Origin of the sequence: Pseudomonas sp. MG-9 (assembly GCF_018729515.1) — a bacterium.
Lineage (GTDB): Bacteria > Pseudomonadota > Gammaproteobacteria > Pseudomonadales > Pseudomonadaceae > Aquipseudomonas > Aquipseudomonas serboccidentalis.
Genome location: NZ_JAHHZH010000003.1, coordinates 571,674 through 596,852 on the forward strand (window position 1 = coordinate 571,674; position 25,179 = coordinate 596,852).

Genomic DNA, 25,179 nt, shown 5'->3' on the forward strand with positions numbered 1-25,179 from the left:
TCAGTTATTAGCCCTGAGTGACCAGAGCGTCGACAGGTTCAATAGTATCGTGTCGCACGACCGCACCGAACTGCTGGACCATCTGCTGGATGAACGGATCACCGTGGATCGATTCCTCCGCTTCGCGCTGACGGTTGGCCCGACGACGAGACGCAGCCTGCGCCGGGGTTTCCTGCTCGGGCTTGATCAGCTCGATGGTCAGGGTCAGCGTGCGACCGTGGAACTGGTTCAATGCATCGTTCAGGCGACGCTGCTGCGTAGCGTTGAACAGCGCACTGTGCGCCGGGTCCAGGTGCATCAGCCAATGGTCGCCATCGACCGCGATCAGCGTGCAGTTGGCGGCGATGCTGCCGGTCATGCCGGAGATCGGCAGTTGCGGGAACAGCTCCAGCCATTGCAACGCCAGACCGGTGGCCGGCGCGGCGGCAGGCTCCGGCTCGGGTTCCGGAACCGGCTCGGCGGTGTGTTCGCTGGCCAGGTCGTCGAGGTAGCTGTAGGCCGAATCCATGTCCGGCTCGATGTAGTCTTCGTCCAGCGGCGGTTCGTCGTCCAGGTCCATGCCCGGCGTGGCGGCATCGACCTCGGCGACCGACGGCTCGGGAATCGGCGCGGCGGCCCACTCCGGTGCATCCGGTACCACGCTGTCCGGGGTCGGCAGCGGCATCGGCGGCAACTCGGGCTGCTCGCCAGCGGTTTCCAGCACCGGTTCGACGGCCGGTTGCTGCGCGGGCTCAGGCTCGGGTTCGACCGGATCGTTCCACGGCAGGTCGACGACCTCTTCGGCGACGACCGGCTCGGGTTCTGGCGGCAGCTCTGGCGCCGGCGCGGGCTCGGCGACCACGACAGGCGCGGGTTCCGGGGTCGGTACTGGCGCAGGCGCAGGCGCAACAACCGGTGCAGGTGCAGGCGTCGGCGCAACAGCCGCAGCGACTACCGGCGCAGGTTTAGGCGCGGCAGCCACTGAGTTTGCGGAATCAACTGTGGCCTGGCTGATCCCCACTGGCTTTAGCGGTTGCCTCGGGGCGTCCGCCGTGTCCGCCGGCCGGAAGGCCAGCATCCGCAGCAGAACCATCTCGAAGCCACCCCGGGGGTCCGGCGCCAGCGGCAAGTCGCGGCGGCCGATCAGGCCCATCTGGTAATAGAACTGCACATCTTCGGCCGGCAGCGCCTGAGCCAGCGCCAACACCCGATCACGGTCGCCATGACCGTTGTCGACACCTTCGGGCAACGCCTGGGCGATGGCGACGCGGTGCAGCACGTTGAGAATTTCCGAGAGCACGCCGTTCCAGTCCGGGCCTTGCTCGGCCAGGTGGCGCACGGCTTCGAGCAACGCCTTGGCGTCGCCTTCGATCAGCGCGTGCAGTACGTCGAAGACCTGGCCGTGATCCAGCGTACCGAGCATCGCCCGCACGTCGGCGGCCAGTACCTTGCCTTCACCGAAGGCGATGGCCTGGTCGGTCAGGCTCATGGCGTCACGCATCGAGCCGTCAGCGGCGCGACCCAGCAGCCACAGTGCGTCGTCTTCGAACGGCACGTTCTCGGCGCCGAGGACGTGGGTCAAATGCTCGACCACGCGCTCGGGCGTCATGTTCTTCAGAGAGAACTGCAGGCAACGCGACAAAATCGTTGCCGGAAGTTTCTGCGGGTCCGTCGTCGCCAGGATGAACTTGACGTACGGCGGCGGCTCTTCGAGGGTTTTCAGCAGCGCATTGAAGGAATGGCTGGAGAGCATGTGCACTTCGTCGATCAGGTAGACCTTGAAGCGCCCGCGGCTCGGGGCGTACTGCACGTTGTCGAGCAGCTCGCGGGTGTCCTCGACTTTCGTCCGGCTCGCGGCGTCGATCTCGATCAGGTCGACGAAGCGACCTTCATCGATCTCGCGGCACACCGAACACTCGCCGCAGGGGCTGGAAGTGATACCTGTCTCACAGTTCAGGCATTTGGCAATGATCCGCGCAATGGTGGTCTTGCCGACCCCGCGCGTACCGGTGAACAGGTACGCGTGGTGCAGCCGCTGGCTGTCCAAGGCATTGATCAGAGCCTTGAGCACATGGGTCTGGCCGACCATTTCGCGGAACGAGCGCGGACGCCATTTACGTGCAAGAACCTGATAACTCATCGAAAACCGTCGCAACGAAGGAAGCTGAAGCGGCTAATGCTAGCGGAGCAAGGGCAAAATTGCATCCGGTGTGCTCGTCTAATATGGCCAAGCTGCTGTTGGCGGGGGAATATCAGCCCGGGATCGTAGCAATCAATGGCCCTGGACTGGTTCAACCAGCGTCTACTGCCTGAAGAACAACAGCAAGGGGTGGCGGAAAATGTTGGGGGAGATCGAGACATGATCCGGTTGTATACCGGCAGTTTCGAAGACAACCCGTAACTCTGCAGGAGTGAGCCTGCTCGCGATGGCGGTGTATCAGCCGCCATCCTTTAGTGAATGATCTACCGCTATCGCGAGCAGGCTCACTCCTACAGGGAGATTGTGGCCAGGTATTCAGTAGCCGTGCGATTCGCGGAATTTCTGGTAGTCATGAAATTCGATCCATTCGACCACGTCGTACGGCAGATAGAGCTGCTGCCGTGCGCGCGAGATGGCGATGTACACGGCGCAGATCCGCTCATCGAACGCATAGGCGTCCTTGAACTTGACGTTGGTCAACAGCTCGGGTGTCAGCAGCACCCGGTCGAACTCCATGCCACCCGCCTCCTGCGCCTGCATCAGCATGCAGCTCTTGCCGGGGCCGCCGATCATGCGATTCAGACGGGTCAGGTCAGCCACCTTGAAGCCCTTTTGCAGCTCGGCCTCGACCCACAGAAACGCCTCGTCGAACTGATTGGCCTCGCGCACCTGCTGCCAGTCGGGCAAGTCGCTGAAATACCGATACGGGCCCTTATCGCTGTACTCGGCACTGTAGTAGTCGACCTTGAACAGCTCGATGGCGGTGGTCATGAAGTGTTCGAGATCGCGCTGCGCTTTCATGTCGGCAAAGCTGAACAGGCAGTTGCCATCGTGCAATTGCATGGCCCACATCATCGTGTCCCACGGTGAGGCGGTCAGCACCACGCAACCTTCGGGCGGCACAAAGCCTTGTGGATAAAACTCGATTCCGACGTCCGCCTCACGCGCGCCTTCGAAAGGCACCTTGGTCTTTTCCGAGTGCCGGGAAATCAGCGGATTGACCAGACGCTCGACGTTGCGGCCGGAGCGTACCGAATAGGTGATATCGCTCTGGCGCACTTCACGCTTTCTTTTCACCAGATCGCGGCTGGCGTGCTGATACTCATCGCCCAGGGTGATCAGCACCTGACGGCCGCGCTCGATGATCTGCAGCAGCGAGGCAGGAATATCCTGGCTCTCGTCAATCAGCACATGGGTATAGCGAGGCGGCACCACGCAGCCGGCCAGACTCGCCCGCTTGATCAGCAACAACGCTTCGAAGCCGCTCTGCCGCCCCCATGCCGGGTTGGCCTCAAGATAGGTCCAGACGCGGCTGGAATATTCCAGCAGCACCTTGGACTCAAGGCTGGACAACGAAAGCTGGAAATACGGCAGATGCTGGGCGCTCAGGCTGTAGTCCCGGGACTGACAATAGCGCTCAAGGGTTTCCAGGCAAACGTTGAAGGTCCGTTGCGCATCATGGCCGCGAAAGCCGAGGATATTCAGTTCCTGCGCCACACTCTGCTTACTCGCCAACCTGGCGGCAGCACCCGCCGGCTGCGGTCTGCGACCGTGTATCAGCCCGCGCGCGAAGGCTTCGAACGTGATGCCGGGCTTGCGATCACCGGTAATGCCCATGCGCTGACCGAGCGTGGCCAGTTTTTCCGGGGTGCGCGCCAGCAGCAGGGTTTTCTCCGGTCGCAGACACTCGGTCAAGGCACCGAGCAGATGGCTCTTGCCGATCCCGGCGTAGCCCTGCACGTGCAGGTCTTCGTCCAGATTGGCGCGGAAGGTCCTGACCAGTTTGTCTTGTGCCGCGCTCAGCCAGCGCTCGCGATGGATGGGGCTGATCATCTGTTGGCTGAACGGATTGTTGGCGGCGTGGTGGCGCGTCTTGAACTCGTCATCCCATTTGCCATCAGGCAGCAGGTAATCCTGCGCCGATACTTCGTCGGCCAACAGCAATCGCAGGTTCAGCCGCCGGATGGCGTTGAGCCCGAAGTACAGCTGGCGCGGATCGAACAGTCGCTGCGCCTCGGACAACAGCCCTGCCCGGCCATCGACCGCCCATGCAATCAACTTGGCCAGGACCTTCTCCGCCGCGGCGGCGGTGAGATCCTTTTCGGCCGCCTGGGCCAGATTCTGAATGACCAGCACCGCGGCCAGTTGCGCGTCCGTCAGCTCGCCGAGGGTTTTCACGCCCTCTGGCTGCAACAGGCTCGCGCAGGTTTCATCCGTCACGGGCAAGTAAACGGCAGTGGATAAATCGTGATGTTCCGGGTGCATACAACCTCGTAGCCAGGGCGCGAACTTGTCAACGACGCGCGCAGCAAGACGGTGGAGTATGCCACTGTTGCGCAGCGAAGGCCGAACAGGCATTGGGGCGTTGCCTTCGCGAGCAGGTTCGCTCCCACAGAGGCTGGCGTGAAAACTCGAATCGCAGGCATAAAAAAACTGCAGTGGGCGAAACCCATGCAGTTCTGTTGAAGCGTTCGATGTTCGTTAAGGTGGTAACCCCACCAGCCACACCCCGGCACACAATGTTCCCGCTGTGGCTGCTTCCTTCCGGATCTGACCAGGTTCACGGGTAATCGTTGCGGGGGGACCGATGGGGTCACCATAACGACACTCACCTGTCGGCGAGCCGCGCCATTGTACCTATCTGAAGCGAAGTTACAACCGTTGGTTTCAGATTAAAAATATGAGTGGCTTCAAGGACATAAAGATCGCAGCCTGCGGCAGTTCCTACAGGGTGAGAACCTCGTCTGCCCGACCACCCGCCTGCTGGATCACCAGATGGATGAAGTGCAGCTTGGCAATCGCCGCCGCCGGCAGCACGAACGGGTAGAAATCCGGCTGGCCCATGCTGCGCGACAGTTCGTTGAGCATGCCGGCCAGTTCGATCCACGCATTGACGAATGACAGGAATGCCGCGCCGCCGGGGTGCTCCGGGTCGTACAGGGTGCCGGGCGGAAACGGCTGGTAGTCGAAGTCCATTTCCCGCGCGCTCATGCCGAAGCCCAGCGCAGTGTCCACGGCGTCCATCATGTGCAGGTAATGCGCCCAGGTTTCGGCCCAGTCTTCCCACGGATGCATGGTCGCGTAGGCGCTGACGTAGTGTTGCGGCCAGTCCAGCGGTGCGCCCTGTTGATAATGACGGTCAAGCGCTTCAGCGTAACTGGCGCGTTCGTCGCCAAACAGGCTACGGAAGGCTTCGAGCCACGGGCCGTTGGCGATCAGGCGATCCCAGTAGTAATGCCCGACCTCATGCCGGAAATGCCCGAGCAGCGTGCGATAGGGTTCATGCATCGCCGCCCGCACCTGCTCGCGGTGGGCGTCGTCGGCTTCCTTGATGTCGAGGGTGATCAGGCCGTTGGCGTGGCCGGTCATCGGTGCGTTGCCTTCAAGGTCGACGCCGATGAAATCGAAGGCCAGACCGGTGTCTTCATCCACGGTTTTCGGGATGACCGGCAGACCGAGGGTGATCAGTTGCGCGACGAGGCGTCGTTTGGCGATTTCGACTTTGCGCCAGCGCTCGGGGTTTGCCGCCACCGCGAGGTCGGGGATGGTGCGATTGAGGCTGCACGCGACACACAAACTGTCGTGCGCATTGAGGGGCAGCAGCCAGTTGCAGGCGGCCGGCGTGTCCAGGTTGGCACAGCGGCGAAACAGTCCGGCATCGGGGTCGGCGTCGAGCGTCCAGATGCCACCCTCCACACCGGGCGACAATGAAGTGATGCGACTTTCTTCAGGCTGGTAGCCCAGCGCAGCGTTGCAAGCCAGGCACTGGCTGTTGCGAAAGAACAGCGACTGGCCGCAGCGGCACGGCCAGACTTTGCTGTTGCGTGAAGTTTCGCCCATGAACGGCGCGACGATGCGAGAACTGAGCTGCTCGAAAAAGCGGTACATGGCGATCTCTCCCTGGGGCTTGCCAAGACTAGATCATTGCCGAGACAACATCGTTCCCACTAACACCATGAGGAATCATTGTGGTGAGGGGGGCTTGCCCCCGTTGGAGTGCAACGCACTCCAACGGCAGACTATGGATGAACTGCATTCTCTGAAGTCGGGGCTGCTTCGCAACCCAACGGGGGCAAGCCCCCTCACCACAAAAAAGCGCACTCTCCGGAAGAGGTATCAGGCAGAAATACCATGGGTTTTGAGGAAGGCGATAAACGCTTCTTCGTCCATGACCTTCACGCCCAGCTCATTGGCCTTGGTCAGTTTCGAGCCGGCGCCCGGCCCTGCGACCACGCAATGAGTTTTCGCCGATACCGAGCCCGCCACCTTGGCGCCGAGGCTTTCCAGATGCTCTTTGGCCACATCACGACTCATCAGCTCAACCTTGCCGGTCAGCACCCAGGTCTGGCCGGACAGCGGCAGGCCTTCGACGACTTTCTTCTCGCTCAACCAGTGCATGCCGAAATCACGCAGCTGTTTCTCGGCGGACTCGGCGATCTGCCGGTGCTCTGGCGAAGCAAAGAACTCGCGCACCGAATTGGCCTGTTTCTCCGGCAGTGCCTGACGCATGTCCAGCCAATCGGCATTCATCACCGCTTCCAGCGAGCCGAACTTGTCTGCGAGTTTCTGCGCGCCGCCCGGGCCGACCGAAGGGATGTGCAGCTTGTCGAGTAACCCACCGAGCGTGGTACTCGCAGCAAATTCGGCGCCCAGCTCGCCCTGATCCTGAATCTGCAAGCCGTGCCCCAGCAATTCAGTAATCACCTGCTGGTTGTGCGCATCTTCGAAGAAGCTGTGAATCTCGTGCGCCACTTCCAGGCCGATGTCCGGCAGGTAGGTCAGCACCTGTGGCAACGCCTGTTGCACGCGCTCCAGCGAACCCAGCGAACGCGCCAGGACCTTGGCCGTCTCCTCGCCGACATCGGGAATGCCGAGGGCGTAGATGAAGCGCGCCAGCCCCGGCTGTTTGCTGTCTTCGATCGCCGTCAGCAGCTTGTTGCTGGAGACTTCAGCGAAGCCCTCCAGATCGACGATGTCGTCGAACTTCAGCGCGTACAGGTCCGCCGGCGAACTGACCAGACCTTCGTCGACCAGTTGCTCGACGCTCTTGTCGCCGAGGCCTTCGATGTCCATCGCCCGGCGCGACACAAAGTGAATGATCGCCTGTTTCAGTTGTGCGCCACAGGCCAGACGGCCGACGCAGCGGTACACCGCGCCTTCGCTGATGGTTTCCTTGCCTTTGCTGCGCTTGACCAGTTGCGTGCGCTCGACGTGGGAGCCGCACACCGGGCAGCTTTGCGGGATATGCACCGGGCGCGCATCGTCGGGGCGACGTTCGGTGACCACTTGCACCACCTGCGGGATCACGTCGCCGGCGCGGCGGATGATCACCGTGTCGCCGATCATCAAGCCCAGACGCGCCACTTCATCCATGTTGTGCAAAGTGGCGTTGGCGACAGTGACACCGGCAACCTTGACCGGTTTCAGTCGTGCAACGGGGGTGACGGCACCGGTGCGGCCGACCTGGAATTCCACGTCGAGCAGTTCGGTGAGTTCTTCCATCGCCGGGAATTTGTGCGCGATGGCCCAGCGCGGTTCGCGGGCACGAAAGCCCAGCTCACGCTGATCGGCAATGCTGTTGACCTTGAACACCACGCCGTCAATTTCGTAGGCCAGCGAGTTACGCCGCTCGCCGATGTCGCGGTAGTAATCCAGGCACTCGCCGATGCCTTTGGCCAGTTTCAGCTCATGGCTGATCGGCAGGCCCCACGCCTGCAATTGCTTGAGGTTGCCGATGTGGGTGTCAGAAATATCGTGGGAGACCTGACCAATGCCGTAGCAGCAGAATTCCAGCGGGCGGTTGGCGGTGATCTTCGAATCCAGCTGACGCAGGCTGCCGGCAGCGGCGTTGCGCGGGTTGGCGAAGGTCTTGCCGCCGACTTCCAGTTGCGAGGCGTTGAGGCGCTCGAAACCGGCCTTGGACATGAACACTTCACCGCGCACTTCCAGGGTCGCCGGCCAACCGCTGCCGTGCAGCTTCAGCGGAATGTTGCGCACGGTGCGCACGTTGACGCTGATGTCTTCACCGGTGGTGCCGTCGCCGCGTGTGGCGCCGCGCACCAGCACGCCGTCCTGATACAGCAGGCTGACCGCCAGGCCATCGAGCTTCGGTTCGCAGCTGTACTCCACCGCCGCACCGCCACCGAACAGATCGCCGGCCGGCAGATCCAGCCCTTCAGTCACCCGGCGGTCGAACTCGCGCATGTCGGTTTCTTCGAAGGCGTTGCCGAGGCTGAGCATCGGCACTTCGTGACGCACCTGGGTGAACGCGGTCAGGGCCACGCTGCCGACGCGCTGGGTCGGCGAGTCGCTGGTGATCAGTTCCGGGTTGGCCGCTTCCAGCGCCTTGAGCTCGTGGAACAACCGGTCGTATTCGGCGTCCGGAATGCTCGGTTCGTCGAGGACGTGGTAACGGTAGTTATGCTGATCGAGCTCAGCGCGCAGTTCTAGAATGCGGGTTTTGGCGGCGGTCATGGGTGTTCTCTCATAAAGCAAAAGAGCAGCCGAGGCTGCTCCAGTTTCATCATTTAAAGATCGCAGCCTCGTTGCACTCGACAGCTCCTACAGGGTCCTCTGTAGGAGCTGCCGAAGGCTGCGATCTTTTGATCTTGGCCTTTAGCGCTTCTGGGTCAGGGCCCGGCGTTCGAATTCGACGATGCGCTGACGGTAGTGCTCGATGGTCTGCGCGGTCAGAACGCTGCGCTGATCGTCTTTCAACTCGCCGTTCAGTTCCTGGGACAGCTTGCGGGCTGCCGCCACCATCACGTCGAAGGCCTGCTTCGGATGACGCGGGCCTGGCAGGCCGAGGAAAAAGCTCACCGCCGGGGTGCTGAAATGGTCGATGTCGTCCAGATCGAAGATACCCGGCTTGACGGCGTTGGCCATGGAGAACAGCACTTCACCGTTACCGGCCATGCTTTCGTGGCGGTGGAAAATATCCATCTCGCCGAAACGCAGACCGCTTTCCAGAATGTTCTGCAACAACGCCGGGCCTTTGAAGCCGGCTGCGTCGCGGCAGATCACGCTGATCACCAGGACTTCTTCGGCTTGCGGCTGATCCTTGTCGGCCACGGCCGGCGAAGGCTTGCTGTCTTCGACAAAGTCATCATCACGGCTGCTGAAGCTCGGGCCACCGTCCAGGTCCAGGTCGAGGTTCAGGTCGCCCTGGGCCGGACCATTGCTGCCACGCTTGCCACGTTTGGAGCCCGATTCGCGAGGCTCGCGTGCTTCGCGGGCCGGCATGCTCACCGACGGCAGATCGTGTTCGTCCAGTTGCGGTTCTTTATGCGTGTCCAGCACGCGAGCCGGGCCCAACAGCTCAGCGCTGGTGTCCTCGTCCGGCAGGTTGGACAGACTTCGGTCAAGACGGAATTTCAGTTTTCCCTTGCCGCCGCGCATACGGCGCCAGCCATCGAAAAGAATACCGGCTATCACAATGATGCCGATGACGATCAGCCACTCGCGCAGACCGATTTCCATGTAATCCCGTGCCTCTATAAAAAATGCTGAAAAATAAGGGGTTTACACTGTGTAAACCGCTTTAAAACGTGGCGCCAACTCTATGTTCTGACAGGCGTTTTGCCCACGTATACGAAAAATTGACATTAAACTAGCACGACCAAAGACAACTTTACACCGTCTGTCACATTGGCTTGCGCGAATATGTCGATTGGCCAGCAAGTCGAAGTCGGTAAAAAAGTCCTACAGAACATCAATACCCTTCCGACACCACGCTGGCTCAGGCGTCCACCATCGCCATCGCCTCCTCGACATCCACTGCAACCAGTCGCGAACAACCCGGCTCGTGCATCGTCACCCCCATCAGTTGATCGGCCATTTCCATGGCGATCTTGTTGTGGGTGATATAGATGAACTGCACGGTCTGCGACATCTCTTTAACCAATCGTGCGTAGCGTCCAACGTTAGCGTCATCCAGTGGCGCGTCAACTTCATCGAGCATGCAGAACGGCGCCGGATTCAATTTGAAGATCGCAAAAACCAGTGCCAGTGCGGTCAGGGCTTTTTCCCCGCCGGAGAGCAAATGGATGGTGCTGTTCTTCTTTCCAGGCGGCCGCGCCATGATCGTCACCCCTGTATCGAGTAGATCTTCGCCCGTCAGTTCCAAATAGGCGCTGCCTCCACCGAAAACTTTCGGGAAAAGTGCCTGTAAACCGCCATTGATCTGATCAAAGGTATCTTTGAAACGGTTACGGGTTTCCTTGTCGATCTTGCGAATGACGTTTTCCAGGGTCTCCAGTGCTTCCACCAGATCGGCGTCCTGCGCATCCAGATAACGTTTACGCTCGGATTGTTGCGTGTATTCGTCGATGGCCGCGAGGTTGATCGCGCCCAGACGCTGAATCCGCGCATTGATTCGTTCGAGTTCATCTTCGGCGGCGCGTTCACTGGCCTCAGGCGTCAAGGTCGCGAGCACGCCATTGAGATCGTAGCCGTCTTCGAGCAATTGATCCTGCAACGCCTTGCGTCGCACGGTCAGCGCTTGCCATTCCATGCGCTGCTGTTCGAGTTGGCCGCGGATCAATTGCGATTGCTGCTCGGCCTGGGTCCGACGTTTTTCCGCTTCGCGCAATTCGCGGTCGGCGTCTTCCAGCGCGATCTGCGCAGTCTTCAGTTCTTCGTCGACGGTCATGCGTTTGTCGAGCAGCTCTTCGAGTTTCAGGCGCAGCTCTTCCAGCGGCGCCTCACCCTCCTCCAGATTCAGACTCAACTGTTCGCGTTTTTCGGTGAGGCGCTCGGCCTGCATCTCCAGACGCTCCAGCGCCTGACGCGTGGAATCGTGCTGGGCACGCAACGAGCCGAGACGCACGGCCAGTTGATGAGCGTGATCCTTGTGCTGACGGGCTTCCTGTCGCACGCGGTCGAGGCGTTCGCGCAGGCTGTCGCGCTGGGCCAGCAGCAATTCGCGCTGTTCGGTGTCCAGCGCCATGGCGTCGAGCGCTTCCTGCAATTGCATGCGCGCTTCGCCGATCTGTTCGTGTTCCAGCTCGCGCTGTTCGCCGAGTTCGACCAGCTCTTCATCGAGGCGCGTACGGCGCAAGGTCAGTTGTTCGGCCTTGGCTTTGCCGGCGGACAATTGGGCTTTCAGTTCACCTTGCTGACGCGCTTCGTCTTGCAGCAAGCGCCGCAAATGTTCGCGACCGTTTTCCTGCTGACGCTGTTGCGCACGCAGGGTTTGCAAGCGGGTTTCCATGGCCTCGACCGTGGCTTCGCGCTCTTCGCGCTCGGCCTGCAGCGTCTCGATTTCCTGACCTCGGGCGAGCATGCCGCTCTCGGCTTCACTGGCACGACGCACGCGCAGAAAGTGCCGGCCGACCCAATAACCGTCGCGGCTGATCACGCTCTGGCCGGCGCTCAACTGTCCGCGCAAGGCCAAGGCCTGCTCGAGGCTGTCGACCGGTTTGACCTGACCGAGCCACGGCGACAGATCAATCTGCGCCTCTACCTTGTCCAGCAAGCTGCCGGCCACCCGCACGCCATCGTTGCCCGGGCTGAGCAGGCGCAAATCACCCTGGCTGAAACCGGACAGATCGAAACCGCTGAAATCGTCGACGAGTACCGCTTGCAGATCGGCGCCGAGCACGGTTTCCACCGCCAGCTCCCAACCCGCCTCGACCTTCAGGCCCTCGGCCAGGCGCGGGCGCTCGGCGAGGTTGTGTTCCTTCAACCATTCGGCGGTGCCGGTGCCCGGATCGAGCGCGGCTTGCTGCAGGGCCTCAAGGGACGCCAGGCGACCGTTGAGCCGCTGCAGATCGCCCTGCGCCTGTTGCTGCGCGGTCAGCGCCTGCTGCAATTCCTGACGCAGTTGCTCAAGCTTTTCGACCTGCGCTTCTTCGCTGGTCTGCAAGTCTTCCAGGGTCGCTTCGGACTCGGCAAGTTGCTCGTTGAGCGCCATGATCGCGGCGTCTTCCGGATCGGCCGAGAGCAAGTCGCGTTCCTCCGCGAGACGCTTTTGTCGATCGGCCAGACGCTCCATGCTGGTTTCCAGCTGCTGGATGCGCGACTGCTGCACTTCGGCCTGACGCCGGGGTTCAGCGGCGGTCAGGTTGAAGGTGTCCCACTGCTCCTGCCAGCCGTGCATGACGCTTTCGGAATCTTCCAGCGCAGCGGCGGCTTCTTCGGCGGCGGCGCTGGTGACCTCCTGCTCGGGGGTGAGCATGTCCAGCTCTTCGCCGAGGGTCAGCAGCAGCGTGCGGTCGTGGCCCAGATGCGATTCGGTTTCCAGACGCGCGCGTTCGGCTTCTTTCAGGTCATCCTGCAACTGACGCAAGCGCTGCTGGCCGTGCTGGATGCTCTGCTCGACCCGGGCGATATCGCCGCCGACCGAATAGAAGCGCCCCTGCACCAGATTGAAGCGTTCGGACAGTTCATGGTGCCCGTCGCGCAGGCGCTCAATGGCCGCATCCGCATTACGCTGCTCGGCGACCAACGCTTCGAAACTGACTTCCTGAGTGCCGATGATCGACTCGCGCTGGCCGACCTGATCGTTCAGATCCTGCCAGCGCAGGGCCGACAGTTGCGCCTTGAGCTGACGCTCTTCGGTCTTGTATTCCTGATACTTCTTCGCGGACTCGGCCTGACGGTGCAGGCGTTCGAGCTGGCGTTCGAGTTCTTCGCGCAGGTCGGTCAGGCGGGCGAGGTTTTCGTGGGTGCGGCGAATGCGGTTTTCGGTCTCGCGCCGGCGCTCCTTGTACTTGGAGATGCCCGCCGCTTCTTCGATGAAGTTGCGCAGGTCTTCGGGCTTGGCTTCGATCAGCTTGGAGATCATCCCCTGCTCGATGATCGAGTAGCTGCGCGGCCCCAGACCGGTGCCGAGGAAGATATCGGTGATGTCGCGACGGCGGCATTTGGCGCCGTTGAGGAAATAGCTGTTCTGACTGTCGCGGGTAACTTTGCGGCGAATGGAAATCTCGGCATACGCCGCGTATTCACCAACCAGCGTGCCATCGGAGTTGTCGAACACCAGCTCGATGCTCGCCTGGCTCACCGGTTTGCGGCTGGTCGAGCCGTTGAAGATGACGTCGGTCATCGACTCGCCACGCAGGTTTTTCGCCGAGCTTTCGCCCATCACCCAGCGTACGGCGTCGATGATGTTCGACTTGCCGCAACCGTTCGGCCCGACGACTGCCGCCATGTTACTGGGGAAGTTCACCGTGGTCGGGTCGACGAAGGACTTGAACCCCGCCAGTTTGATGCACTTTAGCCGCACGCTCAGGCAACCGTCAGGGCGGAAACCACCAGATCGCAGCTGCGCCGGGCGTAAGCCGTCAGCACGATGCGGATCTGCGGCAAATCACGGGCGAGCACGGCGGCGAGCAGGCGTTCGAACAGTTCGAGGAACTCGCTCATTTCGGCCTTGCGCTGTTCGAGGGCGAGGAAGTAGGCACGGCTCATGGCCGGCTGCAGGTTCTCGACGGTCTCTTGCAGGTACGGGTTGTTGGCGAACGGGTACGCTGCGCGCATCACGGCGAAGCTGTCGTCGACGAAGGTGCGGATGTCCTGACGTTCATAGCTGGCGCTCAGGCGCTGCTGGATCTGCACGAACGGCGCCATGTCGGCCTGGGTCTGCCAGCCATTGGCGACCGCATTGCCGAGCAGGATGTACAGCTCGCTCATCAACGTGCACAGGCTCTGCACCTTGTGCGCGGTGAGTTCGGTGACATGGGCGCCACGTCGCGGCAGGATCGCGATCAGGTGGCGGCGTTCGAGGATCAGCAGGGCTTCGCGGACCGATCCGCGGCTGACATTGAGGGCCAGCGTGACCTTCTGTTCCTGAATGCGCTCTCCCGGCTTCATTTCGCCGCGAATGATGCGTTCGGCGAGGTGGTGAGCGATTTGCTCGGCGAGGCTGTCCGGCGCCTTGAACGTCATGGTTGTCCTTCAAACTCTTCGATCTGCACAAGCGGCGCAGTGTAGCGCAAATGCAGGTGCATGGCGGAGTGCCCGCAGGGCGGTTTTTGGCACGATTCAAGCAAAAAAGCAGTGGATCCGCTCAGGGTCAATACTCAATAGAGCACACGTTAATCGACAGAAGCGATTTTCCTGACCCTTAAGTCAGAAAACCATTGACCGAAAAGTCAGACCTGCTAAATTCGGTTCAAGTCGGTTAACAACAATAATGAGTCTGCGAGGCCTTCCGTGATCCAGTTTTTACTTAACCAGGAACTCCGTAGCGAGCACGCCCTGGACCCGAACCTGACCGTGCTCAATTACCTGCGCGAGCATGTGGGCAAATCCGGTACCAAAGAAGGCTGTGCCAGCGGCGATTGTGGCGCCTGCACCGTGGTGGTCGGCGAGTTGCAAACGGGTGACGACGGCCGCGAACACATTCGCTACCGTAGCCTCAACTCGTGCCTGACCTTTGTGTCGTCGCTGCACGGCAAACAACTGATCAGCGTCGAAGACCTCAAGCACCAGGGCGAACTGCACAGCGTGCAGAAAGCCATGGTCGAGTGCCACGGCTCGCAGTGCGGGTTCTGCACCCCCGGTTTCGTCATGTCGCTGTTCGCCCTGCAAAAGAACAGCGATGCACCGGATCAGGCCAAGGCCCACGAAGCGCTGGCCGGCAACCTCTGCCGCTGCACCGGCTACCGGCCGATCCTCGCTGCCGCCGAGCAATCGTGCTGCGGCAAGCAGCCGGACCAGTTCGATGCCCGCGAAGCCGAGACCATCGCCCGCCTCAAAGCCATCGCCCCGACCGATATCGGCGAACTCAACAGCGGCGACAAGCGCTGCCTGGTGCCGCTGACCGTCGCCGATCTGGCCGACCTCTACGATGCTTATCCACAAGCGCGGCTGCTGGCCGGCGGTACCGATCTGGCGCTGGAAGTCACCCAGTTCCACCGCACCCTGCCGGTGATGATCTACGTCGGCAACGTCGCGGAAATGAAGCGCATCGAAACCTTCGACGACCGCATCGAAATCGGCGCCGCCACTGCCCTCTCCGACTGCTACGACGCGCTGAATGCCGAATACCCGGACTTCGGCGAACTGCTGCACCGATTCGCCTCGCTGCAGATTCGCAACCAGGGCACCCTCGGCGGCAACATCGGCAACGCCTCGCCAATCGGTGATTCGCCACCGCTGCTGATCGCCCTCGGCGCGCAGGTGGTGCTGTGCAAGGGTGAAACCCGGCGCACGCTGAACCTGGAAGATTACTTCATCGACTACAAGGTCACGGCCCGCCAGGAAAGCGAGTTCATCGAGAAGATCATCGTCCCGCGCGCCAGCGCCGAGCAGTTGTTCCGCGCCTACAAGGTCTCCAAGCGCCTGGACGACGACATCTCTGCGGTCTGCGCCGCCTTCAACCTGCGTGTGGAAAACGGCGTGATCACTGGCGCCCGCATGGCTTTCGGCGGCATGGCGGCGATCCCGAAACGCGCCGCCCATTGCGAAGCCGTGCTGCTCGGACAGCCGTTCAACAACGCCGTGGTCGAACGCGCCTGCGCCGCGCTGGCCGAGGACTTCACGCCGCTCTCGGACTTCCGCGCCAGCAAGGATTATCGCCTGCTCAGCGCGCAGAACCTGCTGCGCAAATACTTCATCGAACTGCAAACACCGCACATCGAGACTCGGGTGACCGCTTATGTCTAACCATCACGCCGTAGAGAAGACTCAGGCCGAACTGGCTGAACTGTTCGCCCAGGACCTGACCACCGGTGTCGGCCGCAGCGTCAAGCACGACAGCGCCGCCAAGCATGTGTCCGGTGAAGCGCAGTACATCGATGACCGTCTGGAATTCCCCAACCAGCTGCACGTTTACGCACGACTGTCAGACCGCGCCCACGCGAAAATCATCAGCATCGACACCAGCCCCTGCTACGCCTTCGACGGCGTGCGCATTGCGATCACCCACGAAGACGTGCCGGGCCTGAAAGACATCGGCCCGCTGCTGCCGGGCGATCCGCTGCTGGCCATCGACGATGTGCAGTTCGTCGGCCAACCGGTGCTGGCCGTGGCCGCCAAAGACCTGGAAACCGCGCGCAAAGCAGCGATGGCGGCGATCATCGAATACGAAGATCTGGAGCCGGTGCTGGATGTAGTCGAAGCCCTGCGCAAACGCCACTTCGTGCTCGATAGCCACACCCATCAGCGCGGCGATTCAGCGTCGGCACTGGCCACGGCCGAACACCGCATTCAGGGCACGCTGCACATCGGCGGCCAGGAACACTTCTATCTGGAGACGCAGATCTCCTCAGTGATGCCCACCGAAGACGGCGGGATGATCGTCTACTGCTCGACGCAGAACCCCACCGAAGTGCAGAAACTGGTGGCCGAAGTGCTCGACGTGTCGATGAACAAGATCGTCGTCGACATGCGCCGCATGGGCGGTGGTTTCGGCGGCAAGGAAACCCAGGCCGCCAGCCCGGCGTGCCTGTGCGCGGTAATCGCGCACCTCACCGGGCAGCCGACCAAGATGCGTCTGCCACGGGTCGAAGACATGCTGATGACCGGCAAGCGTCACCCGTTCTACGTCGAGTACGACGTCGGCTTCGACAGCACCGGGCGCCTGCACGGGATCAACATGGACCTGGCCGGCAACTGTGGCTGCTCGCCGGACCTGTCCGCATCGATCGTTGACCGGGCGATGTTCCACTCGGACAACTCGTACTACCTGGGTGATGCGACCATCAATGGTCACCGCTGCAAGACCAACACCGCGTCGAACACCGCCTACCGTGGTTTCGGCGGTCCGCAAGGCATGGTTGCCATCGAAGAAGTGATGGACGCGATTGCCCGCCACCTGCACCTCGACCCGTTGGCCGTGCGCAAGGCCAACTACTACGGCAAGACCGAGCGCAACGTCACCCACTACTACCAGACCGTCGAGCACAACATGCTCGAGGAAATGACCGCGGAACTGGAAGAAAGCAGCCAGTACGCCGAGCGCCGCGAAGCGATCCGCCGCTACAACGCCAACAGCCCGATCCTGAAAAAAGGCCTGGCGCTGACCCCGGTGAAATTCGGCATTTCCTTCACCGCCAGCTTCCTCAACCAGGCCGGCGCGCTGATCCACGTCTACACCGACGGCAGCATCCACCTCAACCACGGCGGCACGGAAATGGGCCAGGGCCTGAACACCAAGGTCGCGCAGGTGGTGGCCGAAGTGTTCCAGGTGGAAATGGACCGGGTGCAGATCACCGCGACCAACACCGACAAGGTGCCGAACACCTCGCCGACCGCCGCCTCCAGCGGTGCCGACCTCAATGGCAAGGCTGCGCAGAACGCCGCCGAGATCATCAAGCAGCGTCTGGTGGAATTTGCCGCGCGGCACTACAAGGTCAGCGAAGAAGACGTGGAATTCCACAACGGCCATGTGCGCGTGCGTGACCACATCATGACCTTCGAAGCGCTGATCCAGCTGGCGTATTTCAATCAGGTCTCACTGTCGAGCACCGGCTTCTACAAGACCCCGAAAATCTACTACGACCGCAGCCAGGCCCGTGGCCGGCCGTTCTACTACTTCGCCTTCGGCGCGGCGTGCTGCGAAGTGATCGTCGACACCCTGACCGGCGAGTACAAGATGCTGCGCACCGACATCCTCCACGATGTCGGTGCCTCGCTGAACCCGGCGATCGATATCGGTCAGGTCGAGGGCGGTTTCGTTCAGGGCATGGGCTGGCTGACCATGGAAGAGCTGGTCTGGAACAACAAGGGCAAGCTGATGACCAACGGCCCGGCCAGCTACAAGATCCCGGCCGTGGCGGACATGCCGCTGGATTTGCGGGTGAAACTGGTGGAAAACCGCAAGAACCCGGAAGACACGGTGTTCCATTCCAAGGCTGTCGGTGAGCCGCCATTCATGCTCGGGATTGCCGCGTGGTGTGCGATCAAGGATGCAGTGGCGAGCCTTGGTGACTATCAGCATCAACCGCAGATTGATGCGCCGGCGACCCCGGAGCGGGTGTTGTGGGGGTGTGAGCAGATGCGCCAGCTCAAAGCGGTAAAACCGGTTGCTGCTGAAGCTGAGCTGGCTCCGCTTTAAGGACCGAGGTGCGGCTATCGCGAGCAGGCTCACTCCTACAGGGGAATGCATTCCAACTGTAGGAGTGAGTCCTGCTCGCGATGGCGGACTGACAGACAACGAAGATGTCGAGGTGAACATGTACAACTGGATCGACGCCCTCGCCGACCTGCAGAACCAGGGTGAACCCTGCGTTCTGGTGACGATCATCGAAGAACTCGGCTCGACCCCGCGCAATGCCGGCTCGAAAATGGTCGTCAGCGCGAAACAGACCTTCGACACCATCGGTGGCGGGCATCTGGAATACAAAGCCATGCAGATCGCCCGCGACATGCTCGCCAGCGGCAAGCAGGACACCCATCTGGAGCGCTTCAGCCTCGGTGCCAGCCTCGGTCAGTGCTGCGGCGGCGCCACGGTGTTGCTGTTCGAACCGATGGGCCAGGTGCAGGCGCAGATCGCCGTATTCGGCGCCGGCCATGTCGGCCGCGCGCTGGTGCCATTGCTCGCCAGCCTGCCCTGCCGGGTGCGCTGGATCGATTCGCGGGAAGAGGAATTCCCCCAACAGATCCCCCACGGCGTGCGTAAAATCGTCGCCGAAGAGCCTGTGGATGAAATCGATGACCTGCCCGTCGGCAGCTATTGCATCGTCATGACCCACAACCATCAGCTGGACCTTGAACTCACCGCCGCGATCCTCAAGCGCAACGACTTTGCCTGGTTCGGCCTGATCGGTTCGAAGACCAAACGGGCCAAGTTCGAACATCGCCTGCGTGATCGCGGTTTCGACGCCAGCGTCGTGCAACGCATGCGCTGCCCGATGGGCATCGGCGAAGTCAAAGGCAAACTGCCTGTGGAAATCGCCATCTCCATCGCCGGCGAAATCATCGCCACCTACAACGCCAATTTCGGCCTGCACACCGCCAGCGCCGAACCGATTGCCAGACTGCTGCCCGCTTCCCGGCGCAGTCAGGCCGCCAAACTCAAAGCCTCAAACTGATTAGAGAACCCTCATGCCTCTGACTCGCAAAGCCTACCGCGCCGCCATCCTGCACAGCATCGCCGACCCCGCTGAAGTGGGGATCGACGCCTCCTACGAATATTTCGAGGACGGCCTGCTGGTGGTCGATGGCGGCAAGATCAGCGCCCTCGGCCACGCCAGCGAACTGTTGCCGACGCTGCCGGCGGACATCGAGATCACGCATTATCAGGACGCGCTGATCACCCCGGGCTTCATCGACACCCACATCCACCTGCCGCAAACCGGCATGGTCGGTGCCTACGGCGAACAACTGCTGGACTGGCTCAACACCTACACCTTCCCGTGCGAAAGCCAGTTCGGCGACAAGGCCCACGCCGATGAAGTCGCGGACATTTTCATCAAGGAACTGCTGCGCAACGGCACCACCACCGCGCTGGTGTTCGGCAGCGTGCACCCGCAATCGGTGAATTCGTTCTTCGAAGCCGCCGAGAAGCTCGACCTGCGAATGATCGCCGGCAAGGTGATGATGGACCGCAACGCCCCGGACTACCTGACCGACACCGCCGAATCCAGCTACGTCGAGAGCAAGGCGCTGATCGAGCGCTGGCACGGCAAGGGCCGCCTGCACTACGCCGTCACCCCGCGCTTCGCCCCGACCAGCACCCCGGAACAACTGACCCTCGCCGGACAACTGCTGACCGAATACCCGGATCTGTACATGCAGACCCACATCAGCGAGAACCTCAAGGAAATCGAGTGGGTCAAGGAACTGTTCCCGGAGCGCAAGGGCTACCTCGACGTTTACGATCACTACCAGTTACTCGGCGAGCGCTCGGTATTCGCCCACGGTGTGCACCTGTGCGACGACGAATGCGCGCGCCTGGCGGAAACCGGCTCGGCGATCTCGTTCTGCCCGACCTCGAACTTGTTCCTCGGCAGCGGCCTGTTCAACCTGCCGATGGCCGAGAAGCATAAGCTGAACGTCGGCCTGGGCACTGACGTCGGCGGCGGCACCAGTTTCTCGCTGCTGCAAACCCTCAACGAAGCCTACAAAGTCATGCAGTTGCAGGGTGCGCGTCTGAGTCCGTTCAAGTCGCTGTACCTCGCAACGCTTGGCGGTGCGCGGGCGCTGCGCCTGGAAGACAAGATCGGCAACCTGCAACCGGGCTCCGACGCCGACTTCCTGGTGCTGGATTACAACGCCACGCCGCTGCTCAGCTATCGCCTGAAGCAGGCCAACACCATTGCCGAGACGTTGTTTGTGTTGATGACGCTGGGCGATGACCGCACGGTGCAACAGACGTATGCGGCGGGTGCTTTGGTGCATCAGCGCTGAGTTTTCCCGAGGCATAAAAAATCCCCCGGGGGTGTTCACCCCGGGGGATTTTTATTGCTTGTCCGATTGCTATCGCGAGCAGGCTCACTCCTACAGTGATCTTTGTTGTTCACACATTTTGTGGCCACTGAAGATCCACTGTAGGAGTGAGCCTGCTCGCGATTGGAGCGACCCGGTATCAGCTCAGAGCTTGGCCGCCGGACGCCCAGGCTTCTTGGTCTGCAACAGATGCGAGAACACCGCATGCAGGTCATCCGACGCACTTTCCTCATCGAGGTTGAGCTTGCTGTCGATGTGATCCATGTGATGCATCATCAGGTCCACCGCCAGCTCACCGTTGCGCGCTTCGATGGCGTCGATCAACTGGGTGTGCTCGTCGTAGGAACAATGCGAGCGGTTGCCGCTTTCGTACTGGGCGATGATCAGCGAGGTCTGCGAAACCAGGCTGCGCTGGAAGCTGATCAGTGGCGCGTTTTTCGCCGCTTCGGCCAGTTTCAGATGGAATTCGCCCGACAGACGGATACCGGCACCGCGATCGCCACGGGAGAAGCTGTCGCGCTCATCGTTGACCATCTGGCGCAGTTCGGCGATCTGCTCGGCGGTGGCGTGCTGCACGGCGAGCTCAGTGATCGCGCGCTCCACCAGACGGCGGGCCATGAACACCTGACGCGCTTCTTCAACGCTCGGGCTGGCGACCACGGCGCCGCGGTTCGGCCGCAACAACACCACGCCTTCATGGGCCAGACGCGACAGCGCACGGCGAATGATGGTGCGGCTGACCCCGAAGATTTCCCCCAGCGCTTCTTCGCTCAACTTGGTGCCGGGCGCCAGACGCTGTTCGAGGATGGCCTCGAAGATATGCGCGTAGACAATATCGTCCTGGGTTCCGCTGCGGCCGGCTTTGCCTGCTCGCGGTTGTTTCTTGAGGGGTTGCAACTGTTCGTTCATGGGCACTCGAGTCGGGAGAACTGCGGCGAATAGACCGTGACTGTAATACGGCACAGTAGGTCGCTGGCAAGTATCGCGTAAAAAACAGCGCGATTGTACACAATGGAAGGTGGCAACACGACTGTATGGCTGTTTGCGTCCACGGCTGTATTGCAACGATCCGTTACGATTGAGTTTAGGCTTGATCGCAGAATCCGCCGCCAGAACACCACCTCCCCTGTAGGAGCTGCCGAAGGCTGCGATCTTTTGACTTTGATTTTAAGAAGCAAGATCAAGAGATCGCAGCCTTCGGCAGCTCCTACAAGGGTTAGCGTTATGGCGGACATCTTCATCTGTATAAGGAACACCACCGTCATGAACGACGCCACCTACACCCGGCTGCGCCCTCTCGCCGACACCTCGCCGTCGGCCATCGTCGCCGGTTTCATTGCGATGATGACCGGCTACACCAGCTCACTGGTGCTGATGTTTCAGGCCGGGCAAGCGGCGGGCCTGAGCAGCGGGCAGATTTCCTCGTGGATCTGGGCGATCTCCATCGGCATGGCGGTGTGCTCGATCGGCCTGTCGCTGCGTTACCGCACGCCGATCACCATCGCCTGGTCGACCCCGGGCGCGGCCCTGCTGATCACCAGCCTGGGCGGCGTTACCTATGGCGAGGCCATCGGCGCCTATATCACCTGCGCGGTGCTGGTGACGATTTGCGGGCTGACCGGCAGCTTCGAACGCCTGGTGAAAAAGATTCCGGCTTCGCTGGCGGCGGCGTTGCTGGCAGGGATTCTGTTCAAGATCGGCAGCGAAATCTTCGTCGCTGCGCAGCATCGCACCGGGCTGGTGCTGGGGATGTTCTTCACCTATTTAGTGGTCAAACGCCTGTCGCCACGTTACGCGGTGCTCGCGGCATTGCTGATCGGCACCGCGCTGTCGGGCTTCATGGGCCTGCTGGATTTCAGCGGTTTTCACCTGGAAGTGGCGACACCGGTGTGGACTACGCCGCACTTCTCGCTGGCGGCGACCATCAGCATCGGCATCCCGCTGTTCGTGGTGGCCATGACCTCGCAGAACATGCCCGGCATCGCCGTGCTGCGCGCCGACGGCTACAACGTGCCGGCGTCGCCGCTGATCACCACCACCGGCATCGCCTCGCTGCTGCTGGCGCCATTCGGCTCCCACGGCATCAACCTCGCGGCAATCAGCGCAGCCATCTGCACCGGCCCGCACGCCCACGAAGACCGCAACAAGCGCTACACCGCCGCGGTGTGGTGCGGGATTTTCTACGGGATTGCCGGAGTATTCGGCGCTACGTTGGCGGCGCTGTTTGCCGCGTTGCCGAAAGAACTGGTGCTGTCGATTGCCGCACTGGCGCTGTTCGGCTCGATCATCAACGGCCTGAGCATTGCCATGACCGAGGTGAAGGAACGTGAAGCGGCGCTGATCACCTTCATGGTCACCGCGTCGGGGCTGACGCTGTTTTCCATTGGGTCGGCGTTCTGGGGGATTGTGGCGGGGGTTTTGACGTTGCTGATTCTGAATTGGCGCAAAGCTTAAAAGCAAAGATCGGGCCGCGTTCGGACGATCTTTTGATTCACGAAAAAAAACGGCGACCCGAAGGTCGCCGTTTTTTTCAGTATCACTTAGCCGCGTTGATCGGCTTTTCCGGATACCAAACGTCCAGCAGCGGGCTGACGGTCATGCCGGTCAGTTCGCTACGGCTTTTCAACCAGGCTTCAACGGCAGCGCGCTGCTCTTCGTTGACCGAGCCACGCTTCTGCAGGCACACCAGACCGAAGTCGTCGCCGCCGACATAGCCCAGACCGTTGGCTTCCATGGCTTCTTTGATGAATGCTTCGAGGAAAGCGTCAATGGCTTCTTCGGACAAGTCTTCTTTGAAGTCCAGGTTCAGTTCGAAACCCAGCTCTTGAAATTCATCAACGCACAGTTTTTTGCGCAGACGCTGGGAACGGTTAGTCGCCATTGGAACAATCCTCTTAAGTAATAACGGCCGGCACTTTACCAGTTTAAGCGGTCAATTGCCCGACTCTCTGGGCGCTGTGGCCGACCGCCTGTAAAAAAATAACGAAATGGCCGCCTCGGGCAAGGCACAAGCTGTTACAGCTTGGGGCATAATGCCGACACTTTCATGACCACTGAGGGCTTTTTCATCCATGCCCTCGTTATTTTTCCCCTCTTCTGCAGGGTTTTATTTCATATGATCAAATCGTTGCGTCCACTGTTTCTCGCCGGCCTTCTTCTGCCCCTGGCCCTGCCGGTTTCTGCGGCCACCATCAACACCGCCCTCACCCCTAACGTCGAAAAAGCCCTGAAGACCAGCAAACTGCCGCCCAATGCACTGTCGCTGGTGATGATTCCGCTCGACGGCCCGGGCAACGCGACCGTGTACAACGCCGACGTCTCGGTCAACCCGGCCTCGACCATGAAACTGGTCACCACCTACGCCTCGCTGGAAATGCTCGGCCCCAACCATCAGTGGAAAACCGAGTTCTACACCGACGGCGACCTGAGTGGCGGCATCCTCAACGGCAACCTGTATCTCAAGGGCGGCGGCGATCCGAAGCTGAACATGGAAAAACTCTGGCTGCTGATGCGCGACCTGCGCGCCAACGGCGTGACCCAGGTCACCGGTGACCTGGTTCTCGACCGCGGCTTCTTCATCCAGCCACAACTGCCCGAGTTCAACGACGACGGCAACGACGAGAACAAGCCGTTCCTGGTCAAGCCGGATTCGCTGCTGGTCAACCTCAAGGCCCTGCGTTTCGTCGCACGCAATGACGGTGGCCGGGTGCTGATCTCGGTGGAGCCGCCGATTGCCAGCGTGCGCATCGAAAACACGGTCAAGGCGCTCAACTCCAAACAGTGCACCGGTGGCGTGCGCTACAACCCGGTGACCCAGGCGGACGGCAGTGTGACCGTGACCGTCGCCGGCCAACTGGGTGAAGGTTGCAGCTCGCAGACTTACCTGTCGCTGCTCGACCACGCGACCTACACCGCCGGCGCCGTACGCGCGATCTGGAAAGAACTGGGTGGCAGCATCCAGGGCAAGGATCGCCTCGCCGCGACCCCGAGCAGCGCCAAACTGCTGGCCCGCGCCTACTCACCGGATCTGGCGGAAATCATCCGCGACATCAACAAATACAGTAACAACACCATGGCCCAACAGCTGTTCCTGAGCCTGGGCCAGAAGTACCGTAACGAAGCCGACGGTGACGACGCCAAGGCCGCACAACGCGTGGTCCGCCAGTGGCTGGCGAAGAAAGGCATCACCGCGCCGCACCTGGTGATGGAGAACGGCTCCGGGCTGTCCCGCGCCGAACGCGTCAGCGCCCGCGAAATGGCCAACATGCTGCAAGCCGCCTGGCACAGCCCGTACGCCGCCGAGTACATCAGCTCGCTGCCGATTGCCGGCACCGACGGCACCATGCGCAAACGCTTGAAGACCACCGCGATGCGCGGCGAAGCCCACGTCAAGACCGGCACCCTGAACACCGTGCGCGCGATTGCCGGCTTCAGCCGCGACGTCAACGGCAATACCTGGGCGGTGGTGGCGATCCTCAACGACAAGGCCCCGTTCGGCGCATCGTCGGTGCTGGATCAGGTGCTGCTGGATCTGTACAAGCAGCCGCGGTTGCCGCAGACGGCTTCGGCCCTGTAAACCGATCCCTGCCACAACACAAAACCCCTGTAGGAGTGAGCCTGCTCGCGATTGCGGTTTACCAGACACCTTGATGTGTCTGGACTGA

Annotated in this window: 15 protein-coding genes and 1 other RNA gene; 6 read left to right on the forward strand and 10 right to left on the reverse strand. The window is 61.5% G+C overall.

Translation table 11 applies throughout. From position 1 onward, the window contains the following. Nucleotides 1-7: 7 nt before the first annotated feature. From dnaX to KKQ10_RS10740, 8 genes are all read right to left on the reverse strand, one after another. The gene (gene dnaX / locus KKQ10_RS10705; RefSeq protein ID WP_215501064.1) at nucleotides 8-2,119 is read right to left on the reverse strand and encodes a DNA polymerase III subunit gamma/tau; all 2,112 of its coding nucleotides are present in this window, start codon (nucleotides 2,117-2,119) and stop codon (nucleotides 8-10) included. Between the two features lie 375 nt (nucleotides 2,120-2,494). After that, nucleotides 2,495-4,444 (reverse strand): hypothetical protein, encoded by a 1,950-nt coding sequence (locus tag KKQ10_RS10710; RefSeq protein WP_215501065.1) that lies wholly within the window; start codon nucleotides 4,442-4,444, stop codon nucleotides 2,495-2,497. Between the two features lie 228 nt (nucleotides 4,445-4,672). Further along, nucleotides 4,673-4,769, reverse strand: an RNA gene (gene ffs, locus KKQ10_RS10715) — signal recognition particle sRNA small type. A 134-nt stretch (nucleotides 4,770-4,903) separates the two neighbouring features. Further along, nucleotides 4,904-6,067, reverse strand: a complete 1,164-nt coding sequence (locus KKQ10_RS10720) for a zinc-binding metallopeptidase family protein (protein WP_215501066.1) — start codon at nucleotides 6,065-6,067, stop codon at nucleotides 4,904-4,906. A 228-nt stretch (nucleotides 6,068-6,295) separates the two neighbouring features. After that, nucleotides 6,296-8,653, reverse strand: a complete 2,358-nt coding sequence (gene ligA, locus KKQ10_RS10725; protein WP_215501067.1) for an NAD-dependent DNA ligase LigA — start codon at nucleotides 8,651-8,653, stop codon at nucleotides 6,296-6,298. 141 nt (nucleotides 8,654-8,794) lie between these two features. Beyond that, nucleotides 8,795-9,658, reverse strand: coding sequence for a cell division protein ZipA (gene zipA, locus KKQ10_RS10730; RefSeq protein WP_215501068.1), 864 nt, complete (start codon nucleotides 9,656-9,658; stop codon nucleotides 8,795-8,797). A gap of 259 nt (nucleotides 9,659-9,917) precedes the next feature. After that, nucleotides 9,918-13,406, reverse strand: a complete 3,489-nt coding sequence (gene smc, locus KKQ10_RS10735; RefSeq protein WP_127652035.1) for a chromosome segregation protein SMC — start codon at nucleotides 13,404-13,406, stop codon at nucleotides 9,918-9,920. Between the two features lie 2 nt (nucleotides 13,407-13,408). Beyond that, nucleotides 13,409-14,068 carry a GntR family transcriptional regulator gene (locus tag KKQ10_RS10740; RefSeq protein ID WP_215501069.1) on the reverse strand — a complete coding sequence of 220 codons (660 nt, stop codon included), beginning with the start codon at nucleotides 14,066-14,068 and terminating at the stop codon, nucleotides 13,409-13,411. A gap of 267 nt (nucleotides 14,069-14,335) precedes the next feature. Here KKQ10_RS10740 and xdhA point away from each other — a divergent pair, with 267 nt between their 5' ends. The 4 genes from xdhA to guaD all read left to right on the forward strand — a co-directional run bounded on the left by xdhA (nucleotide 14,336) and on the right by guaD (nucleotide 20,476). Further along, a complete protein-coding gene (xdhA, locus tag KKQ10_RS10745; RefSeq protein WP_215501070.1) occupies nucleotides 14,336-15,790 on the forward strand; it encodes a xanthine dehydrogenase small subunit in 1,455 nt (484 codons plus the stop codon). Next, on the forward strand, nucleotides 15,783-18,182 hold the full coding sequence (xdhB, locus tag KKQ10_RS10750; protein ID WP_215501071.1) for a xanthine dehydrogenase molybdopterin binding subunit: 2,400 nt from the start codon (nucleotides 15,783-15,785) through the stop codon (nucleotides 18,180-18,182). Before xdhA ends, xdhB begins: the two co-directional genes overlap by 8 nt. A gap of 118 nt (nucleotides 18,183-18,300) precedes the next feature. Further along, the gene (gene xdhC / locus KKQ10_RS10755) at nucleotides 18,301-19,158 is read left to right on the forward strand and encodes a xanthine dehydrogenase accessory protein XdhC (protein WP_215501072.1); all 858 of its coding nucleotides are present in this window, start codon (nucleotides 18,301-18,303) and stop codon (nucleotides 19,156-19,158) included. 13 nt (nucleotides 19,159-19,171) lie between these two features. Next, nucleotides 19,172-20,476: a guanine deaminase gene (gene guaD, locus KKQ10_RS10760; RefSeq protein WP_127652031.1), complete on the forward strand. Its 1,305-nt coding sequence runs from the start codon at nucleotides 19,172-19,174 to the stop codon at nucleotides 20,474-20,476. Nucleotides 20,477-20,659: 183 nt separating this feature from the next. Here guaD and KKQ10_RS10765 read toward each other — a convergent pair whose 3' ends face one another. Beyond that, the gene (locus tag KKQ10_RS10765; protein WP_007961054.1) at nucleotides 20,660-21,424 is read right to left on the reverse strand and encodes a GntR family transcriptional regulator; all 765 of its coding nucleotides are present in this window, start codon (nucleotides 21,422-21,424) and stop codon (nucleotides 20,660-20,662) included. Nucleotides 21,425-21,778: 354 nt separating this feature from the next. Here KKQ10_RS10765 and KKQ10_RS10770 point away from each other — a divergent pair, with 354 nt between their 5' ends. Then, entirely contained in the window at nucleotides 21,779-22,969 is a 1,191-nt protein-coding gene (locus KKQ10_RS10770; protein ID WP_127652030.1) for a benzoate/H(+) symporter BenE family transporter, read from the forward strand. An 82-nt stretch (nucleotides 22,970-23,051) separates the two neighbouring features. On the opposite strand, the gene KKQ10_RS10775 is transcribed toward KKQ10_RS10770, so the two are convergent. Next, nucleotides 23,052-23,396, reverse strand: coding sequence for a YggL family protein (locus KKQ10_RS10775; RefSeq protein WP_127652029.1), 345 nt, complete (start codon nucleotides 23,394-23,396; stop codon nucleotides 23,052-23,054). A gap of 234 nt (nucleotides 23,397-23,630) precedes the next feature. Here KKQ10_RS10775 and dacB point away from each other — a divergent pair, with 234 nt between their 5' ends. Then, the gene (dacB, locus tag KKQ10_RS10780; RefSeq protein ID WP_127652028.1) at nucleotides 23,631-25,091 is read left to right on the forward strand and encodes a D-alanyl-D-alanine carboxypeptidase/D-alanyl-D-alanine endopeptidase; all 1,461 of its coding nucleotides are present in this window, start codon (nucleotides 23,631-23,633) and stop codon (nucleotides 25,089-25,091) included. Nucleotides 25,092-25,179: the final 88 nt, after the last annotated feature.

Bases quoted from the DNA above. Each gene is read 5' to 3' on its own strand.
- KKQ10_RS10775 (WP_127652029.1), bottom strand. From the start codon at position 23,396: ATGGCGACTAACCGTTCCCAGCGTCTGCGCAAAAAACTGTGCGTTGAT.
- KKQ10_RS10770 (WP_127652030.1), top strand. From the start codon at position 21,779: ATGAACGACGCCACCTACACCCGGCTGCGCCCTCTCGCCGACACCTCG.
- dacB (WP_127652028.1), top strand. From the start codon at position 23,631: ATGATCAAATCGTTGCGTCCACTGTTTCTCGCCGGCCTTCTTCTGCCC.
- guaD (WP_127652031.1), top strand. From the start codon at position 19,172: ATGCCTCTGACTCGCAAAGCCTACCGCGCCGCCATCCTGCACAGCATC.
- KKQ10_RS10765 (WP_007961054.1), bottom strand. From the start codon at position 21,424: ATGAACGAACAGTTGCAACCCCTCAAGAAACAACCGCGAGCAGGCAAA.
- KKQ10_RS10720 (WP_215501066.1), bottom strand. From the start codon at position 6,067: ATGTACCGCTTTTTCGAGCAGCTCAGTTCTCGCATCGTCGCGCCGTTC.
- dnaX (WP_215501064.1), bottom strand. From the start codon at position 2,119: ATGAGTTATCAGGTTCTTGCACGTAAATGGCGTCCGCGCTCGTTCCGC.
- KKQ10_RS10740 (WP_215501069.1), bottom strand. From the start codon at position 14,068: ATGACGTTCAAGGCGCCGGACAGCCTCGCCGAGCAAATCGCTCACCAC.
- zipA (WP_215501068.1), bottom strand. From the start codon at position 9,658: ATGGAAATCGGTCTGCGCGAGTGGCTGATCGTCATCGGCATCATTGTG.
- xdhB (WP_215501071.1), top strand. From the start codon at position 15,783: ATGTCTAACCATCACGCCGTAGAGAAGACTCAGGCCGAACTGGCTGAA.
- xdhC (WP_215501072.1), top strand. From the start codon at position 18,301: ATGTACAACTGGATCGACGCCCTCGCCGACCTGCAGAACCAGGGTGAA.
- ligA (WP_215501067.1), bottom strand. From the start codon at position 8,653: ATGACCGCCGCCAAAACCCGCATTCTAGAACTGCGCGCTGAGCTCGAT.
- KKQ10_RS10710 (WP_215501065.1), bottom strand. From the start codon at position 4,444: ATGCACCCGGAACATCACGATTTATCCACTGCCGTTTACTTGCCCGTG.